Genomic DNA, 17030 nt, shown 5'->3' on the forward strand with positions numbered 1-17030 from the left:
ACGTCGATGTCCGGCCATTTCATGTGTCCGGGAGGTACCACATGACCATGCGCCGGAAGTGCCTTGCCGTGTTCGCCGCAGCACTCGCACTGGTCACCGCGCTGAGCGCGCCGGCCTCCGCGGCCCCGGTCGCGTGCGCCGCGCCCGCGCCCAGCACGACGCAGCCCGGCTACCTGGTCTTCGACCCGAACTGTGACGTCTCCGGCGCCGCCTTCACGCCGCTGGCCGGCGCGCGGACGTACACCGGGATCCGGGACGGCGCCGCGTTCCGGGTCGAGGTCCCGCAGAAGTGGAACGGCAAGCTGGTCGTCTGGGCGCACGGCTACCGGGGCACCGGCAACGTCGTCTACGTCGACAACCCCTCGCTGCGCGCGCACTACCTCGAGACCGGGTACGCGTGGGCCGCCTCCAGTTACGCGAGGAACGGGTACGACGTCGGGCAGGGCGTCCGGGACTCGTACGCGCTGATCGACATCTTCCGGCAGGTGACCGGGCACCGGGCCCGGTCCGTGATCATGAGCGGCGCGTCGATGGGCGGGCAGGTCACCGCCGTGGCGATCGAACGGTTCCCGCGGGCGTTCGAGGCGGCCATGCCGTTCTGCGGGGTCCTCGGCGACACCGAGCTCTACGACTACTTCCTCGACGCGAACGTGACCGCCGCCGCCCTGACCGACGTGCGGATCGACTTCCCGCTCACCCCCGGCCCGGAGTATCAGGCGCAGTGGCGCGAGCAGGCCGGCCGGATCACGGCCGCGCTGGGCGTGCGGGCGGGCAGCGCTCCGGTGCTCACCACGGCCGGGAAGAGCTGGTCGAACGCGGTCGAGCGGCGCAGCGGCGGGGAGCGGCCCGGGTTCGACTCGGCGTTCGCCTACTGGAACGCGGCGCCGTCCCTCGCGCCGCTGAACGACCTGCCGTTCCTGTTCGGCCTCTACCCCGGGCTGTCCGGCGGCACCGGCGGGATCGCGTCCGGCAACGTGACCGACAACCAGTACACGTACTACCGGCTCGCCGACAGTCCGCTGCCGACCTTCGCCGAGCTCAAGCTCAACGCCGAGGTGCTGCGCGTACGGCACACCGCGACCGCCGACCCCGGCCTGGCCGGCATCCCGCGCGTCAACGGCACCCCGGCCGTCCCGGTGCTGTCCCTGCACGACATCGGCGACCTGTTCGTGCCGTTCTCGATGGAGCAGGAGTACGCCAAGCGGGCCCTGCGCAACGGCCGCGGGCACCTGTTCGTCTCCCGCGCGATCCGCGGCGTCGGCCACTGCGACTTCACCCAGGCCGAGCTGGTCACCGCGTTCGACGACCTGACCACGTGGGTCCGCACGGGCCGGCGCCCGGCCGGCGACGCCATCCTGAACAGCCGCGCGGTCGCCGACGAGTCGTTCGGGTGCCGCTTCACGAACGGCGTCCACCCGAACTACGCCGCCTCCCCCTGCCCCGCGACGACCACGACACCCCCGGTCCCGCCCCGCATGTGACCGATCAGCCGCCGCCTCACCGCCGACGTGGAAACACTGGCTTCTGGAGCTGATCGGCGAGAGCCGCTCCGAGGCCGCGCTCCCCACGCTGGCCGAGCAGCTCTACTCGGGCGACTCGAGCCTGCGGTTCTGGGCCGCCCGGGGGCTGGAGAAGCTCGACACCAAACCGGCGCGCACCGAGCTGTGGAAGGCACGGGCAAACGCCGTTCGCCAGCAGTGATCAGGAGATCGCTCCCTCCGGCTGGTCGTGCAGCGCCGCCGTGTCACGTGTTGTTCCGGGTCACGACTTCGCCGAGGATCTCGCGCAGGGCTCGGGCGGCCGGGGACTCGGCGCCCGCCACGCGCTGGGCGGTGAAGAGGGTGCGGCGCGGGGCCTCGTCCAGCTCCAGCAGCCGGCACGACGTGGAACGGCCGGCCCAGACCAGGTCCGGGATCAGCGCGACCGCGTTCCCGGTCTCGACCAGGCGGATGTGCGCCTGCAGGTCGGCCGTCTCGTAGCGGACGTCCGGCTCGAACCCGGCCCGCCGGCACAACTGCTCGGCGAAGTGGCGGGACGCCGCGCCGCGCGGCTCCATCACCCAGGGCATGTCCCGGGCGGACGCGAGCGAGCCGACCGGGCGCAACGACTCGGACTCGGCGGGCAGGGCCAGCCGGATCGCGTCCGTCGTCAGGTCGCGCCGGTCCAGTCCGGGGTGGTGTGGCGCGGCGTGTGCCGGGTATTGCTCTGCGATAACCATGTCGAAGTCCCGCGCCCACGTCTCCCGCAGGGCCTCTTCCGGCTCCCGCTGGGTCATCTCCACGCGTACGTCGGGAAATCGAGCGGCCGTGAGGCGCAGCGCGGCCGGCATGAAAGCGAGCGCCGCGGACTGGAAGACCGCGAGCCGCACGGTTCCGGTGACCCTGGTGGCGGCCGCTTTGAGCCGCGCCTCGGCGCGTTCGAGCGTGTCGAGCACCTCGTCGACCGAGGCGACCAGCACCTCGGCCTGCGGGGTGAGCTGGACCCGGCGGCCGGCTTTGCGCAGCAGGACCGTGCCGGTCTCGCGTTCCAGCTGGCTGAGCTGCTGGCTGACCGCGGACGGGGTGAAGTTCAGCGCCTCGGCGACGGCGGCGAGCGTGCCGCGGACGGCGAGTTCCCGGAGCAGGATCAGACGGCGGATCTCCAGCATCCGCATACGTTAGCCGAACTGAAGATTATCGGTCACAAAGCATCGCTTTTCCTTACCCGACACCGGACGCAGACTGGCGCTCATACCGGAAGGAGCATCCCGATGTCTGAGATCGCCGACGAGACGATCACTCTCGTGCGTCGCTGGCTGAGCGAGGCGTCGACGGTCCCGGTCGGCGGTTCCGCCGCCCAGCTGGCCGGTCTGCTGCGCGACCCGAAGGGGCTGGCGTTCGCTGTCGGTTTCGTCGACGGCGTGGTCCGCCCCGAGGACCGCAAGGTCAGCGCCAGGGCCCTGCACGCCCTGGCCGGCGACGTGCCGAGCTTCCTGCCCATGCACCTGAAGGCCGCCGTCAAGCTCGGCGGCGCGCTCGCCCCGATCATGCCCGGCGTGGTGGTCCCGGTCGCGCGGCGCGCGCTGCGGCACATGGTGGGTCACCTGATCGTCGACGCGACCGACGCCCGGCTCGGCCGCGCGATCCGCAAGATCAGGAAGCGCGGCGTACGTCTCAACGTCAACCTGCTCGGCGAGGCGGTCCTCGGTCGCGGGGAGGCGTCCCGGCGGCTCGGCGACACCGAGCGCCTGCTGGCCCGGCCGGACGTCGACTACGTGTCGATCAAGGTGTCGGCCACCGTGGCGCCGCACAACCCGTGGGCGTTCGACGAGGCCGTCGACGACATCACCGAGAAGCTGCTCCCCCTGTTCACGCTCGCCGCGAAGACGCGCAAGTTCGTGAACCTGGACATGGAGGAGTACAAGGACCTCGACCTCACGATCGCGGTCTTCACCCGGTTGCTGGACCGGCCCGACCTGCTCGGCCTGGAAGCCGGCATCGTGCTGCAGGCCTACCTGCCGGACGCGCTGAGCGCCATGATCCGCCTGCAGGAGTGGTCCGCGGCGCGACGCGAGCGCGGCGGCGCCGGGATCAAGGTGCGCCTGGTTAAGGGCGCGAACCTGCCCATGGAGCGGGTCGAGGCGGCGCTGCACGGCTGGCCGGTCGCCACCTGCGACAGCAAGCAGGCGACCGACACCAACTACAAGCGGGTGCTGGACTACGCACTGCGGCCGGACCGGATCAGGAACGTGCGGCTCGGCGTGGCCGGGCACAACCTGTTCGACGTGGCGTACGCGTGGACGCTCGCCGGGCAGCGCGGGGTGCGCGACGGCATCGAGTTCGAGATGCTGCTGGGCATGGCCGAGGGGCAGGCCGAGGCGGTCCGCCGTGAGGTCGGCGGCCTGCTGCTCTACACGCCGGTGGTGCGGCCCGAGCAGTTCGACGTGGCCATCGCGTACCTGATCAGGCGTCTGGAGGAGGGCGCGAGCTCGGACAACTTCATGTCCGCGGTCTTCGAGCTCAACGACAACGCCGCGCTGTTCGAGCGGGAGAAGGAGCGGTTCCTCGCCTCGCTGCGCGACCTGGACGAGTCGGTTCCGTCGCCGAACCGGGTGGTGGACCGGTTCGCCGCGACGAAGCGCGCGGAGATCGGATACTTCGCGAACACCCCGGACACCGACCCGGCGGTCACCGAGAACCGCACCCGGATCCGGGCGATCCTGGAGCGCGTGCCCGCCTCGACGCTGGGTTCCGGCCTGCACACGATCGAGTCGCGGGCCGAGCTCGACGCCGCCATGGAGAAGGCCGCCGCCGCGAGCTGGGGCGGGGCGGACCGCCGCGCCGTCCTGCACCGGGTCGGCGAGGCGCTGGAGAGCCATCGCGACGTTCTCCTCGAGGTGATGGCCGCCGAGGCGGGCAAGACGATCGACCAGGCCGACCCCGAGGTCTCCGAGGCGATCGACTTCGCCCACTACTACGCGGAGCTCTCGGCCGACACGCCGGACGGCGCGACCCCGGTCCCGGCCCGCCTCACGCTGGTCACTCCCCCGTGGAACTTCCCGGTCGCGATCCCGGCCGGCTCGATGCTGGCCGCCCTCGCCGCCGGCTCCGCCGTCGTGATCAAGCCGGCCGCCCCCGCCGAACGCTGCGGGACGGTTCTGGCCGGCATCGTCCGGGACGCCCTCGCCGCGGCCGGCGCCGACCCCGACCTGGTCACGCTGCTCCAGGTCGACGAGGGCACGCTCGGCCGGCAGCTGATCGCCCACCCGCTCGTCGACCGGGTGATCCTCACCGGCGCCTACGAGACCGCGGAGCTCTTCCGCTCGTTCCGCGAGGACCTGCCGCTGCTCGCCGAGACCAGCGGCAAGAACGCGATCATCGTGACCCCCAGCGCCGACCTGGACCTCGCCGTCAAGGACGTCGTCTCCTCCGCGTTCGGGCACGCCGGTCAGAAGTGCTCGGCCGCGTCGCTGGTCGTCCTGGTCGGCTCGGTCGCGCGGTCCGAACGTTTCCGGACACAGCTGCTCGACGCGGTGTCGTCGCTCGAGGTCGGCCTCCCGACCGAGCTGCGCACCCAGGTCGGCCCGCTGGTCGAGCCGGCCGCCGGCAAGCTCCTCGAGGGGCTGACCACGCTCGGCGCCGGGGAACGCTGGCTGCTGGAGCCCGAGAAGCTCGACGACAGCGGCCGGCTGTGGCGCCCGGGGATCCGGGACGGCGTGCGGCGCGGCTCGGCGTACCACAAAACCGAGTACTTCGGCCCGATCCTCGGGATCATGACGGCGGACACCCTCGACGAGGCGATCGACCTGGTCAACGACGTCGACTACGGGCTGACCTCGGGCCTGCACTCGCTCGACGCGGACGAGGCGCGCACCTGGCTCGACCGGGTCCAGGCCGGCAACCTCTACGTCAACCGGGGCACCACCGGCGCGATCGTGCGCCGGCAGCCGTTCGGTGGCTGGAAGCGGTCAGCAGTCGGCGCCGGCACCAAGGCGGGCGGCCCGAACTACCTGGTCGGGCTGAGCGGCTGGGCTCCGGCTCCGGCGCTGATCCAGGAGGAGATCAAGGATTCGCGCGTACGGTCGTTGCTCGCGACCGCCGCGACCCACCTGACCCCGGAACAGCTGGAATCGGTCACGCGCGCCGCCGGCAGCGACGCCGCCGCGTGGGCCGCCGGCTTCGGCCGTGCCACCGACGTCTCCGCGCTCGGCGTCGAACGCAACGTCCTGCGGTACCTGCCCACGCCGGTGACCGTCCGCCTGTCCGCGGGCGCGCCGATCGCCGACCTGGTGCGGGTCGTCGCCGCCGGGCTCCTCGCCGGCGCCCCGCTGCGGGTGTCGTCGGCCACGGCGCTGCCCGCCGGCCTGGTCCCGGACGCGGTCGTGGAATCCGACGCCGACTTCGCGTCCGGGCTGGCCGGGGTGAACCGGGTGCGCCTGATCGGCGACTCGGCGACGGCGCTCGCCGCGGCCACCGGCGGCCGCCCGGACCTGGCGATCTGGGCCGGGCCGGTGGTCGAGGCCGGGCGGGTGGAGCTGCTGCCGTTCCTGCGCGAGCAGGCGATCAGCATCACCGCGCACCGCTTCGGCAACCCCCTGCCGATGGCCGCCGAGGTCCTCTAGACGACGGAGAAGCCGGGCGGGAGTGGTTCCCGCCCGGTCAAGGCCTTCAGGAGTGGGACTCCGGAGCCGACGCCGAGGGCCGTCCGGGACGCCAGGGCGAGGGACTCGGCGAGCGTCTCCACCGGCAGCTCGTACTCCACGCCGATCACCGCGGCCGCGTCGAGACCGTGCACGACCAGCTCGAACGTACGGGTCGGGATCCAGTCGCGGACCCGCATGCCGCCGGCCGCGCTGATGATCACGTCGTCGTCGTTGACCCGGGACAGCGCCTCGGTGGCCCGGCCGATCAGGGTGCTGACCTCCTCGGCCGGCTCGTCGCCGAGCTGACCGGCGCTGGCGCGGGCGTCCTCGGTCGACGCGGCGTGCGCGGCGGCGACCAGGTCGGCGGGCGCCGACCGCGCGTACGCGAAATAGCCCTCGGGGGTCGCGACCTCGATCACCGGCGCCCGGGTGGCGAGCACGCCGGGCACCTGGCGCAGGGCCGAGCTGACCGTGTGGCCGAGCAGTTCGCGCAGGGTCCACTCGCCGAGACCGGGGTCGTCGAGGCGGCCGGGCGGGACGGCGGCGACGAGCCCGGCGTACGCGATCGCGGCGGACCGGTAGGTGCGACGGAAATCCATCTCACCAATCTGCCAGATCCGCGGGACCCGGTCGCGGCCCGAAGATCACCAGTCGGCCAGATCCGCCCGCGGTGGGAAGGCCGCGATCTCGGCCGCCCAGTCCCCGGCGGCCCGGACCAGCATCTCCGGGGTGACCTCCAGCCGGATCCGGTGCACGCGGCCGGATCCGTTCCCCCGCAGCCACGGCGGCAACGTCTCCTGGGAGAACGCCACCTCCAGCAGGTCTCCGGGCAGCTGCCGGAACGCCACGTTCGGCTCGATGAACTCCAGCGCGGCAGCGACGTCGCGGCGCCCCAGCCAGTCGGCCAGGGTGATCGCCTCGGCCACGGTCAGGCACGGGGTCTCGGCCTGCCAGGTGTTGCCGTGGTGGTCGGCCGCCGCGACCGACACCACGAGCCAGTCGTCGAGCGGGCCGTCGGGCTCCTCCTCGAACTCGTAGCGCAGGGGCCGCATCGACAGCCAGCCACCGGTCTCCGAAGCGATCTGCATAACAGCATTGTCCCGGCTCAGAGGCCTGCCGGGTAACGTTCGAGCGTGCTTCTACCGCTTCCGCCGGGCGACTTCCAGGCCTACCTGTTCGACTGCGACGGCACCATCACCGACTCCATGCCGGTGCACTACCAGGCCTGGCAGGAGGCGCTCGCCGAGTGGGGCGCCGACTTCCCGGAGGACCTGTTCTACGCGTGGGGCGGCCGGCCGGCGGCGGACATCATCGTCGACCTGAACGCGCGGCAGGGGCTGGCCATGCCGGTCGCCACCGTGAACGAGCACCGGGAGTCGCTGTTCCAGTCCCGCCTGGCCACGGTCCAGGCGGTGCCCGGCGTGCTGCAGCACCTCCAGGACGCGTACGGCCGGGTGCCCTTCGCCGTCGTCTCCGGCAGCACCCGGGACTCGGTGACCGCGTCCCTGACCGCGCTCGGCCTGCTGGACCGCTTCCCGGTGCTGGTCTGCGCCGAGGACTACGCGAACCCGAAGCCGGACCCGGAGCCCTACCTGACCGCCGCCCGCCTGCTCGGCGCCGACCCGGCGACGTGCGTGGTCTTCGAGGACACCGAGCTGGGCGTCCAGGCGGCGAAGGCGGCCGGCATGGCGTACGTCAAGGTTCCACCGCCCTGGGAGCGCGCCGGCGCCGGTTAGGATCGGCGGCCATGAGCGCCTTCACCGAGATCCCCCCGACCACGCTGGCCGACGTCCTGGGGCGGGAGCAGGTGATGAACATCGGGATCCGGCCGCTCTGGGGCCCGGTGCCGCGCGTCGCCGGGCCGGCGTTCACGGTCCGCTGCGAGCCGGGCGACAACCTGATGCTGCACGCCGCGATCTACCGTGCCGAGCCCGGTTCGGTGATCGTCGTCGAGTCCGGCGACCTGGACTACGCCCTCGCGGGCGGCAACGTCTGCGCTGTCGCGCACCGGCGCGGGGTGGCGGCGTTCGTGCTGGACGGCCTGATCCGGGACCTCGGCGAGGTGCGCGAGATCGGCTTCCCGGTCTTCGCGCGGGGCGTCATCCCGATCCCGGGCACGAAGAGCCGGCTGGGCTCGCACGGTGACCGCGTGCGCTGCGGCGGGGTCACGGTGAACCCGGGCGACCTGGTCGTCGCGGACGAGGAGGGCATCGTCGTCGTGCCGGCCGGTCGCCACGACGAGATCCTGGCGTCCGCCCGGGCCAAACTGACCGCGGAGGAGACGACGACGCTCGACGACTGGGAGGCCGCGCACCGCGCCAGGATCGAGAAGACCCTCGGCGCGTACGGTTTCTCGCTCTGACCCGGGGCCCGGCGGCTACCAGCGGTTCCGGGCCTCCTCGGCCCAGCCGGTGAGCCCGTCCAGGTCGATCTTCTGACCGTCGGCGCCGCGGGCCCAGCCGGAGAACCGCCCGAAGCACTGGTGCGTCTCGCCGGCCACGACGCCGAGGTTCGTCCTGGCGACCCGCTCGTGGAACGGCTCGAACGTGACGTCGACGCCGTGGCCGGTGACCCGCCACGGTTTGAGCCGATCGGCACGGTCGTACTCCCAGCGCAGCTCCGCGCCGATCTTGTGGAGCCGGCCGTCCTCGAAGACGGCGTTCTCCGTGGTGCCGGTGCCGTCGGTCCACGTGCCACCGAGCTGGATCGCCCGCCCGGGGCCGGCGCCGGCGGCCCAGTTCCACGTCGCCGCGTACGGCCAGCGGCCCCGCCCGTGGTCCAGGGTCGCGAACGACCCGGGCGGCACCACGTGCTCGACGCCACCGGCCACGATGGTGCCGTGGACGGGGCGCCCGACGTCCTTCACCGTGTACTGGAAGCGGCTGCGGCTCCACGCGACCACGACACCGAGGGAGTCACGGCCCTCGACCGCCGGCATGGTGAGGTCGAGCGTCAGGTCACGGGAGTGGGCCTTCACGGTCGTACCGTCGGCGTTCTGATCAATCTCGATGCTTAGGCCGCCGCCGGAGGCCGCCACCCGGCCCGATCCGCTGCGGTCCGGGAGGATCACGCCGCGGGCCAGCGGGACTGTCGCGTCGACGACGGTCTCCCGTCCGCTGATCCGGTCGAGCAGGTAGAGACCGTGCACGCCGGCATAGTCCAGGCTGGACACGACGACCCCGGCGATGTGCGCGGGGGTCACGACGCCCCAGTACTCCCAGCGCTTGTTGCGGCCCCAGCCGCGCAGGTTGGCACGGTGCAGCGGCTTGCGGCTCCAGCCGACCGCCGCCGGGTTCAGACGGCCGTCCGGCAGGCACAGGTCGACCGGCTCGGTGATCTGGATCTCGTGCGTCACGCGCGCAGGCTACCGCCGGTCCGGTCCGGGATCCCGGCCAGGGATGGTCAGATGTCAAGCAGAACGGCCGGTGACCGGCGAGACGGTCGTTTCCGGCTCGTTACCATCCGTCCGGAAGCCTTGCCATCCATGCACACTCATCAATAATGAGCGCCATGAGAGGAGCCGAGAGCGGAGCCCGCGCCAAGGATTCACACCCGGCGGCGCAGCCCCGCCCACCCGACCAGACCTGCCCATCGACCCCGGCGGAGCGGGTGATGCCATGAACGAGGTGGCGCACCCAGAAGCCCTGGACCAACCCTCCCGCGTACGCCGGAGCCCCCAGCCCCGCCCCGCGAACCGCACCGGCCCGACCCGTCCGGCGGGCCGCAGAACCACGCGCACGGCCCCCTGCACGCGCCGTACCCCGGCCGGCCCGGCGTCAACCGCCGCACCCCGGGAAGATCCGACTCCGCCCGCCGCCCGGGAAACCCCCGTCGACGCCGTGGGCCGCGAATCGCCCCGTTCCGTGAGGTCCGCCCGTCCGCCGGCGTCGTCCTGCCCGACCTCCGCGAGACCCATCAGGTGCACGCCCCCGAGCTGTCCGCCGACGGGGGCGAGCCGGCCTCCCGTGGGGCCGGGTGGTCGCCGTACCACCGACTTCGATCGCGGAGCCGCGAGCGGCGGCAGTCACCGCGCGCCGGGCCTCGCCCGCCCGGCCGGACGCGCACCCCGCGCCGCCCTGCCGCCCAGCGCCACGCCGGTCGCCGCGGCCCGCCCACCACCTGCCCGCCCCGCGGCGCATTCCCGTGGTGATCAAGATCGACTTTGGTTGGCGAAGTGACGTCAGCGGGTAAAGGCTGGGGTCACAACGCCGACCACAGGGGGAAACATGCCCGTCATTCCCACCATCGAGCTGAACAACGGGATCGCCATGCCGCAGGTCGGTTATGGCGTGTTCCAGATCCCGGAGGACGAGACCGCGCAGGCGGTGACCCACGCGCTGGAAGCCGGTTACCGCAGCATCGACACCGCGGCCGCCTACGGCAACGAGTCCGGCGTCGGCGCCGCACTGAAGGCCTCCGGGATCGCCCGCGACGAGCTGTTCATCACGACCAAGCTGTGGAACAGCGACCAGGGCTACGACAGCACACTGCGCGCCTTCGACGCGAGCCTCGGCCGGCTCGGCCTCGACCACCTCGACCTCTACCTGATCCACTGGCCGACCCCGAAGCACGGGAAGTACCTGGACACCTGGCGAGCCCTGCAGAAGGTCCACGAGGAGGGGCGGGTCCGCGCGATCGGCGTCTCCAACTTCCTGCCGTCGCACCTGCGCGCGGTCGCCGACCTGGGCGGCGTCCTCCCCGCGGTCAACCAGATCGAGGTGCACCCGGCGCTGCAGCAGCGGGACGCGCAGGAGGCCAACCGCGCGCTGGGCGTGGTCACCGAGGCGTGGAGCCCGCTCGCCCAGGCCGGAGTGCTCGACAACCCGGCCGTCACCGGGATCGCCACGGCCGTCGACCGCACGCCCGCGCAGGTCGTGCTCCGCTGGCACGTCCAGCAGGGCCGGGTGATCATCCCGAAGTCCGTCACGCCGTCCCGGATCCAGGAGAACCTGGACCTCTTCGACTTCGAGCTGTCCGACGATCAGCTGGCGGCGATCGACGCGCTGGAGAGCGACGGGCGCACCGGCCCACACCCCGACTTCTTCAACTGACCTCGCGGGTACGGCGGGTGCCCGCCCCTTCGCAGGCGGCGCCGCACGCCCCGAACCCGCACCGCGGGTGCCCGCCCTTCACAGGCGGCGCCGCACGCCTCGACCCAGCACCGGGGGCCCGCCCCTTCCCGGGCGGCGCCGCGCGGCCCGGGCCCGGTGCGAGGCTGCGGCCGCGCCCCGGCTGCCCAGCTGGTGCTCATGGACGTTATTCGTGCCTCATAACGTCCATGAGCGCCAGCTGACACCGTGCGGCGCCTTGCCCGCCCGGCCATGCACCCGCCTCGCGGTGCGGGCCCTCAGGAGCAGCTGCCACGCGGCTCGGGGCAGCGGTGCCGGGCGCGCGGTGCGGTCGGCCACTTCCCTTGAGGTGGGCCGGTTGCTGCCGATGGAGGAGAACCGCCGTGGGCGGCCAGCTCACAGACGCCCCTCAGCAACCTCACAAGCTGGCGCGTCACAGTGGGTGCACATCCCCCGGCACACCTGGAGGTAAGTGATGGGTCTCCTCGGAATTCTCGACCTGGCCCTGCTGATCGTGCAGTTCCTGCTGATCGCCCGGGCGGTGCTGGACTGGAGCGTGGTGCTGGCCGGCCCGGCGATGCCGGGCTCGATCAGATCACGGGTCTCCGGCGGAGTGTTCGCGGTGACCGAGCCGATCCTGGCACCGGTCCGGCGGCTGGTCCCGCCGCTACGGGCCGGCGGGATGTCGATCGACCTGTCGTTCATACTGGTCTTCTTCGCGGTGGTTATCCTGCGCTCGTTCATCTGACCGGTCGTTGGCGAGGCGGTCGCCCACCTGACGGGTCACCGCCGAAGCGCCCGCTCACCCGATCGATCGCTGTCGGAGCGCCCGCTCACCTGACCGGTCGCTGCCGGAGCGCCCGCCGCTGACACGGCACGCCCGTCTGACCGGTAATCGGCAAAGGGCCGCGCACCCCGGGGTGCGCGGCCCTTTCGTGCATAGAGTGGGCCGGATGACGGATTCGCACGCCGACATCTACGGACGGTATCTCCACGCCGGCGCGATCAGCCGGGATCCGGATGCGTTCGCCGAGCTGTTCACCGAGGACGGGGTCTACGAGGCGCCACTGCTCCCCGAGGACGGTCCGCTGCCGAGACGGCTGACCGGCCGGGCCGCGATCCGGGGCGGCATCGGCGCGTTCCAGCAGGGCGAGCCGGGCGAGGTGGACCCGAGCCGCAGTGGTTTCGTGCTGCACGGGACCGCCGACCCGGACGTGTTCATCGCGGAGACGGACGCGGTCGTCGGCGGGGCCGCGATCGCGCTGGTGCAGATCTTCCGCCTGCGCGAGGGCCGGATCGCAAGCCTCCGCGACTACTTCACGCCCGCGCTGATGGACGGCACAGCAACGCCGCACCGATGAATGTCAGAGCAACGCCGCGCTCATGGACGTCAGGCCAACGGCGCGCTCACTGACGCCAGAGCAGCGCCGCCCACGCAAAAGCGCAGAGCAGCGCCGCGCTCACGGACGCCCATAACAGCGCCGCCCACGCGGACGCCCAGAGCAGGGTGGGCTGGCGGACGTCAGAGCAGGGCTGTGACCGAGTCGGCCACGGCGGCGTCCGCCGGAGTGGTCACCTCGCAGAAGCGCCACTTCTTGTCCGTCCCCCGGAACAGCGAGATCCGGACCGTGGTCGACTTCAACGCCGGCAGATAGGACAGAACCGTCGTGTCCTCGCCGGCGGTGCGCATGGTCACCGCCTCGGCCGGCCGGCTCGCCCGGATGGTCACCACGGCCTGGTCGCCGAGCGGCGCCGTGCTCGCCGACAGTGCCGGTGACGGCCACTGGACGGCGGTCACGGTCGGCAGGACGGTGGTGAGGCGGGCGCCCTGGTCCACCAGGGACCTGGTCTGGCGGATCAGGTCTTTGCTGGCCGCGCATCCGGGCGCCGCGACGTTGGCGACCCGGTCCGGGTCGGGGTTCGCGAGCAGCCACTGTCCGTACTTGATCAGTGAGGCGACCACCGTGGGCAGGGTGCTCCCGGTGTTCGCCAGCGTCGGCGGGGAGGTGTCGGCCGGCGGGGCTGTCTGCACGAACGTGCTGGTCGGCCCGGGTGTCGCGGTCGACGTCGGCGCAGGCGTGACGGTCGTCGACGTGAGCGCGGCACATCCGGTGAGCGCGCACGCCGAGGCGAGCGCGGTGGTGAGTCGCAGGGCACGACGGGGGGTCGGCTGCATGGGGGTTCCCTCCGGTACGACGTTTCGCGAAGAGTCCGTCGGTTCCGGAGGGTCCCGCTTGAGGAATCGGCGCCGTGAGAATCCGGCCGTAACCGGTCAGCCGTTCCGGGCCGCCGCCACGCCGCCCGCGGTGAGCCGGTAGTACTTCCGGGCCGGCCGCCCGGCCACCGCCGGATCGAGTTGCTCCCAGCGGGCCTCGATCCACCCGGCGCGTTCGAGCCGCGTCAGGATCGGGTAGAGGGTGCCGCTCGGATACCCACTGACCCTCATGAGGTCGAGCCCGTACCGGTCGGCGGCCGGATCCTCGAGGAACACGGCCAGCACCCGGCTCACCGCGGGAGTGGCCCGGACCGACTCGACCATGCGCTCACCGTAATGAGATTCACCACCGAGGGTCAAAGGCCGTTTCCCGTACGGCCGGATCAGCGCACGTGGGCAGCGGCGAACTCCAGTGCCTTGACGTCGAAGAAGGAGCGGCCGCCGTCGTGGCCGTCCCACTCGTAGACCTCGATGTCCTTGGGGCCGGTCACCTCGTTGAACGCCGCGAAGACTCCCGACGGCGGGCAGACCGCGTCCATCAGCGCCGTGGAGAACAGCGCCGGGGCGGTGATGCGGCGGGCCAGGTTCACCACGTCGAAGTGGTCGAGCGTGGCGAACGTCCGCGCGGCCCGCTCCGGGTTGGCGCGCAGGAACTGGACGATCTCCTGGAACGGGAAGCTGTCCGAGATGGTGACGGCGCGCCGGATGTCGCAGAGGAACGGGACGCCCGCGACCACGGCGGTCACCCTGTCCGGGACCAGCCCGGCGGCCGCGATCGACAGCGCTCCACCCTGACTCTTCCCGGTCGTCACCAGCCGGGACGCGTCGACGCCGGGCAGCTCCGCGGCGGTTTCGACGGCACGGGCGGCGTCGGTGAACAGCCGGCGGTAGTAGTGCGTCTCCGGAGAGCGCACGCCGCGGGTCATCTGGCCGGGCGTGGACGGGCCGGCGCCGTCGACGTCCTGGTCGGGGGTGTCGCCGCCGCGCCAGCCGCCGCCCTGGCCGCGCGTGTCCATAACCAGGTGCGCGTAGCCGGCCGCGCTCCAGAGCAGCCAGTCGACCGGCAGACCGCGGCCACCGCCGTACCCGATGAACTCGACAGCGATCGGCAGCGGGCCCGAAGCGCCGGCCGGGACGTTGAGCCACGCCTTGACCGGCTGGCCGGCGAAGCCGGTGAAGGTCACGTCGTAGCTGATGACGCCGCGCAACGGGGTCCGCTCCTCGACGAGGTCGACGGGTTTGGCGGCGGCGCGCGCCTCGTCGAGCGTGCGGGTCCAGAAGTCGCCGAAGCCGTCCGGCTCGGGGTTGCTCGTCCGGTACGTCCGCAGGTCCGGGAGCGGGAGATCAAAAAGCGCCATACCCGACACGCTAAGGGGGAAAGCTTGCGGAAACCACAGCGGCGTGGACGATGGTCGCCATGCCCGGCGCGCCACAGACCTCCCGCCCGGCGCCGCACGTTCTGGAAGCGGTGCTGGAGCGGCTGACCTACCAGAACGAGGAGACGGGCTACACGGTGGCCCGGGTGGCGACCGCCAAGTCCGGCTCCGATCTGCTCACCGTGGTGGGCGCCCTGCTCGGCGCGCAGCCCGGAGAGAGCCTGCGGCTGTCCGGCTGGTGGAGCTCACATCCGCAGTACGGGCGGCAGTTCGAGGTCGTCTCGTACACCACGGTGCTGCCGGCGACCGTGCAGGGCATTCGCCGGTACCTCGGGTCCGGCCTGGTCAAGGGCATCGGGCCGGTCTTCGCCGAACGCATCGTGGACCACTTCGGCCTGGAGACGCTGGACATCATCGAGGAGTCGCCGGGCCGGCTGATCGAGGTCACCGGCCTCGGCCCGAAACGCACTGCGAAGATCACCGCCGCGTGGGCCGAGCAGAAGGCGATCAAGGAGGTGATGCTGTTCCTGCAGGGGGTGGGTGTCTCCACGTCGATCGCGGTGCGGATCTACAAGAAGTACGGTGACGCGTCCATCTCGGTCGTCAAGAACAGTCCGTACAAGCTGGCGTCGGACGTGTGGGGCATCGGGTTCAAGACCGCGGACACGATCGCGCAGGCGGTCGGGATCCCGCACGACAGCCCCGAGCGGGTGAAAGCGGGCCTGCAGTACACATTGTCCCAGGCGACCGACAACGGTCACTGCTTCCTGCCGGTCGACGAGTTGACGGAGGACGCCGCGAAGATCCTCGACGTGCCGGCCGGGCTGATCCCGGCGTGTCTGGCGGAACTCGTCGAGGAGGAGGGCGTGGTCCGCGAGGGGGACGACGTCTACCTGGTGCCGTTCCATCGCGCGGAGATCTCGCTGGCCAACACACTGGTCAGCCTGTTGCGCGAGAAGTCGGACCGGATGCCGCACTTCCACGGCGTGGACTGGGCGAAAGCGCTCGACTGGCTGCACAAGCGCACCGGCTCCACGCTCGCCCCCGAGCAGGAGGAGGCGGTCAAACTCGCGCTGACGTCGAAGGTCGCGGTCCTCACCGGCGGCCCCGGCTGCGGGAAGAGCTTCACCGTCCGCTCGATCGTCGAGCTCGCCGCCGCGAAACGCGCCAAGATCCAGCTGGTCGCGCCGACCGGCCGCGCCGCGAAACGCCTCGCCGAGCTCACCGGTCACCCCGCCGCGACCGTCCACCGGCTGCTCAAGCTCCAGCCCGGCGGCGACGCCAGTTACGACCGTGACAACCCGCTCGACGCGGACCTGCTGGTCGTCGACGAGTCCTCCATGCTCGACCTGATCCTGGCGAACAAGCTGGTCAAGGCGATCCCGCCGGGCGCGCACCTGCTCCTGGTCGGTGACGTCGACCAGCTCCCGTCGGTCGGCGCCGGCGAGGTGCTGCGCGACCTGCTCGCCGCGGACGTCATCCCGCGGGTCCGGCTCACCCAGATCTTCCGGCAGGCGGCGGAGAGCGGCGTCGTCACCAACGCGCACCGGATCAACCAGGGCCGGCCGCCGCTGCTCGACGGCATGAAGGACTTCTTCCTGTTCCCGTGCGACGACACCGAGGCGACCGCCGGGCTCACCGTCGACGTCGCGTGCACCCGGATCGCCCGCAAGTTCGGTCTCGACCCGCGCCGCGACGTGCAGATCCTCACCCCGATGCACCGCGGCCCGGCCGGCGCCGGAGCGCTCAACACGCTGCTGCAGCAGGAGCTCACGCCGGCCCGCGAGGGCCTGCCGGAACGCCGGGCCGGCGGGCGGGTGTTCCGCGTCGGCGACAAGGTCACCCAGATCCGCAACAACTACGACAAGGGTGCGGCGGGCGTCTTCAACGGCACTGTCGGCGTCGTCACCGGGCTGTCGCCCGAGGAGCAGACCCTGACGGTACGGACGGACGAGGACGAGCTGATCGAGTACGACTTCGACGAGCTGGACGAGCTGGCGCACGCGTACGCGATCACCATCCACCGGTCGCAGGGCTCGGAGTACCCGGCCGTCGTCATCCCGCTCACCACGAGCGCGTGGATGATGCTCCAGCGCAACCTGCTCTACACCGCGATCACCCGCGCGAAGAGACTGGTGGTGCTGGTCGGCTCCCGCAGGGCGCTCGCCGCCGCGGTCCGCACGGTCGGCGCCGGCCGCCGGCACACCGCCCTCACCGAGCGCCTCGGCGGCTGAGGCGTGTTTCGGAAT

The 17030-nt window shown here is 72.2% G+C and carries 15 protein-coding genes; 8 read left to right on the forward strand and 7 right to left on the reverse strand.

The window, feature by feature from the left end:
• The first annotated feature begins 41 nt into the window (after positions 1–41).
• Positions 42–1481, forward strand: coding sequence for an alpha/beta hydrolase family protein (locus Acy02nite_RS04260; protein ID WP_203738453.1), 1440 nt, complete (start codon positions 42–44; stop codon positions 1479–1481).
• A gap of 263 nt (positions 1482–1744) precedes the next feature.
• Here Acy02nite_RS04260 and Acy02nite_RS04265 read toward each other — a convergent pair whose 3' ends face one another.
• The gene (locus tag Acy02nite_RS04265; protein WP_203738454.1) at positions 1745–2647 is read right to left on the reverse strand and encodes a LysR family transcriptional regulator; all 903 of its coding nucleotides are present in this window, start codon (positions 2645–2647) and stop codon (positions 1745–1747) included.
• A gap of 102 nt (positions 2648–2749) precedes the next feature.
• Here Acy02nite_RS04265 and Acy02nite_RS04270 point away from each other — a divergent pair, with 102 nt between their 5' ends.
• Positions 2750–6100: a bifunctional proline dehydrogenase/L-glutamate gamma-semialdehyde dehydrogenase gene (locus Acy02nite_RS04270; protein ID WP_203738455.1), complete on the forward strand. Its 3351-nt coding sequence runs from the start codon at positions 2750–2752 to the stop codon at positions 6098–6100.
• On the opposite strand, the gene Acy02nite_RS04275 is transcribed toward Acy02nite_RS04270, so the two are convergent.
• A complete protein-coding gene (locus tag Acy02nite_RS04275; protein WP_203738456.1) occupies positions 6097–6720 on the reverse strand; it encodes a maleylpyruvate isomerase N-terminal domain-containing protein in 624 nt (207 codons plus the stop codon). The two genes, Acy02nite_RS04270 and Acy02nite_RS04275, sit on opposite strands and share 4 nt — an antisense overlap.
• 45 nt (positions 6721–6765) lie before the next feature.
• The gene (locus Acy02nite_RS04280) at positions 6766–7209 is read right to left on the reverse strand and encodes a WapI family immunity protein (protein ID WP_203738457.1); all 444 of its coding nucleotides are present in this window, start codon (positions 7207–7209) and stop codon (positions 6766–6768) included.
• A gap of 45 nt (positions 7210–7254) precedes the next feature.
• Here Acy02nite_RS04280 and Acy02nite_RS04285 point away from each other — a divergent pair, with 45 nt between their 5' ends.
• A complete protein-coding gene (locus tag Acy02nite_RS04285; RefSeq protein ID WP_203738458.1) occupies positions 7255–7857 on the forward strand; it encodes an HAD family hydrolase in 603 nt (200 codons plus the stop codon).
• An 11-nt stretch (positions 7858–7868) separates the two neighbouring features.
• Entirely contained in the window at positions 7869–8483 is a 615-nt protein-coding gene (locus tag Acy02nite_RS04290; protein ID WP_203738459.1) for an RraA family protein, read from the forward strand.
• 15 nt (positions 8484–8498) lie between these two features.
• On the opposite strand, the gene Acy02nite_RS04295 is transcribed toward Acy02nite_RS04290, so the two are convergent.
• Positions 8499–9476: a DUF2804 domain-containing protein gene (locus Acy02nite_RS04295; RefSeq protein ID WP_203738460.1), complete on the reverse strand. Its 978-nt coding sequence runs from the start codon at positions 9474–9476 to the stop codon at positions 8499–8501.
• An 871-nt stretch (positions 9477–10347) separates the two neighbouring features.
• Between Acy02nite_RS04295 and Acy02nite_RS04300 the strand changes: the two genes are divergently transcribed.
• The 3 genes from Acy02nite_RS04300 to Acy02nite_RS04310 all read left to right on the forward strand — a co-directional run bounded on the left by Acy02nite_RS04300 (position 10348) and on the right by Acy02nite_RS04310 (position 12551).
• Positions 10348–11172: an aldo/keto reductase gene (locus tag Acy02nite_RS04300; RefSeq protein ID WP_203738461.1), complete on the forward strand. Its 825-nt coding sequence runs from the start codon at positions 10348–10350 to the stop codon at positions 11170–11172.
• Between the two features lie 493 nt (positions 11173–11665).
• Positions 11666–11938, forward strand: a complete 273-nt coding sequence (locus Acy02nite_RS04305; RefSeq protein WP_203738462.1) for a YggT family protein — start codon at positions 11666–11668, stop codon at positions 11936–11938.
• Positions 11939–12143: 205 nt separating this feature from the next.
• Positions 12144–12551 (forward strand): nuclear transport factor 2 family protein, encoded by a 408-nt coding sequence (locus tag Acy02nite_RS04310; protein ID WP_203738463.1) that lies wholly within the window; start codon positions 12144–12146, stop codon positions 12549–12551.
• 161 nt (positions 12552–12712) lie between these two features.
• On the opposite strand, the gene Acy02nite_RS04315 is transcribed toward Acy02nite_RS04310, so the two are convergent.
• The 3 genes from Acy02nite_RS04315 to Acy02nite_RS04325 all read right to left on the reverse strand — a co-directional run bounded on the left by Acy02nite_RS04315 (position 12713) and on the right by Acy02nite_RS04325 (position 14763).
• Positions 12713–13366, reverse strand: a complete 654-nt coding sequence (locus Acy02nite_RS04315; RefSeq protein ID WP_203738464.1) for a hypothetical protein — start codon at positions 13364–13366, stop codon at positions 12713–12715.
• Positions 13367–13462: 96 nt separating this feature from the next.
• A complete protein-coding gene (locus Acy02nite_RS04320) occupies positions 13463–13729 on the reverse strand; it encodes a PadR family transcriptional regulator (protein ID WP_203738465.1) in 267 nt (88 codons plus the stop codon).
• 59 nt (positions 13730–13788) lie between these two features.
• Positions 13789–14763: an acetylxylan esterase gene (locus Acy02nite_RS04325; RefSeq protein WP_203738466.1), complete on the reverse strand. Its 975-nt coding sequence runs from the start codon at positions 14761–14763 to the stop codon at positions 13789–13791.
• A gap of 59 nt (positions 14764–14822) precedes the next feature.
• Between Acy02nite_RS04325 and recD2 the strand changes: the two genes are divergently transcribed.
• Complete coding sequence (recD2, locus tag Acy02nite_RS04330; RefSeq protein ID WP_203738467.1) at positions 14823–17015, forward strand: SF1B family DNA helicase RecD2; 2193 nt, start codon at positions 14823–14825, stop codon at positions 17013–17015.
• Positions 17016–17030: the final 15 nt, after the last annotated feature.

The organism is Actinoplanes cyaneus, assembly GCF_016862095.1.
GTDB lineage: Bacteria > Actinomycetota > Actinomycetes > Mycobacteriales > Micromonosporaceae > Actinoplanes > Actinoplanes cyaneus.

Excerpts from the sequence above, each read along its gene's own strand:
- Acy02nite_RS04300 (WP_203738461.1), top strand. The coding sequence starts at position 10,348 with ATGCCCGTCATTCCCACCATCGAGCTGAACAACGGGATCGCCATGCCG.
- Acy02nite_RS04325 (WP_203738466.1), bottom strand. The coding sequence starts at position 14,763 with ATGGCGCTTTTTGATCTCCCGCTCCCGGACCTGCGGACGTACCGGACG.
- Acy02nite_RS04275 (WP_203738456.1), bottom strand. The coding sequence starts at position 6,720 with ATGGATTTCCGTCGCACCTACCGGTCCGCCGCGATCGCGTACGCCGGG.
- Acy02nite_RS04315 (WP_203738464.1), bottom strand. The coding sequence starts at position 13,366 with ATGCAGCCGACCCCCCGTCGTGCCCTGCGACTCACCACCGCGCTCGCC.
- recD2 (WP_203738467.1), top strand. The coding sequence starts at position 14,823 with ATGCCCGGCGCGCCACAGACCTCCCGCCCGGCGCCGCACGTTCTGGAA.
- Acy02nite_RS04270 (WP_203738455.1), top strand. The coding sequence starts at position 2,750 with ATGTCTGAGATCGCCGACGAGACGATCACTCTCGTGCGTCGCTGGCTG.
- Acy02nite_RS04280 (WP_203738457.1), bottom strand. The coding sequence starts at position 7,209 with ATGCAGATCGCTTCGGAGACCGGTGGCTGGCTGTCGATGCGGCCCCTG.
- Acy02nite_RS04320 (WP_203738465.1), bottom strand. The coding sequence starts at position 13,729 with ATGGTCGAGTCGGTCCGGGCCACTCCCGCGGTGAGCCGGGTGCTGGCC.
- Acy02nite_RS04265 (WP_203738454.1), bottom strand. The coding sequence starts at position 2,647 with ATGCTGGAGATCCGCCGTCTGATCCTGCTCCGGGAACTCGCCGTCCGC.
- Acy02nite_RS04310 (WP_203738463.1), top strand. The coding sequence starts at position 12,144 with ATGACGGATTCGCACGCCGACATCTACGGACGGTATCTCCACGCCGGC.
- Acy02nite_RS04260 (WP_203738453.1), top strand. The coding sequence starts at position 42 with ATGACCATGCGCCGGAAGTGCCTTGCCGTGTTCGCCGCAGCACTCGCA.
- Acy02nite_RS04305 (WP_203738462.1), top strand. The coding sequence starts at position 11,666 with ATGGGTCTCCTCGGAATTCTCGACCTGGCCCTGCTGATCGTGCAGTTC.
- Acy02nite_RS04290 (WP_203738459.1), top strand. The coding sequence starts at position 7,869 with ATGAGCGCCTTCACCGAGATCCCCCCGACCACGCTGGCCGACGTCCTG.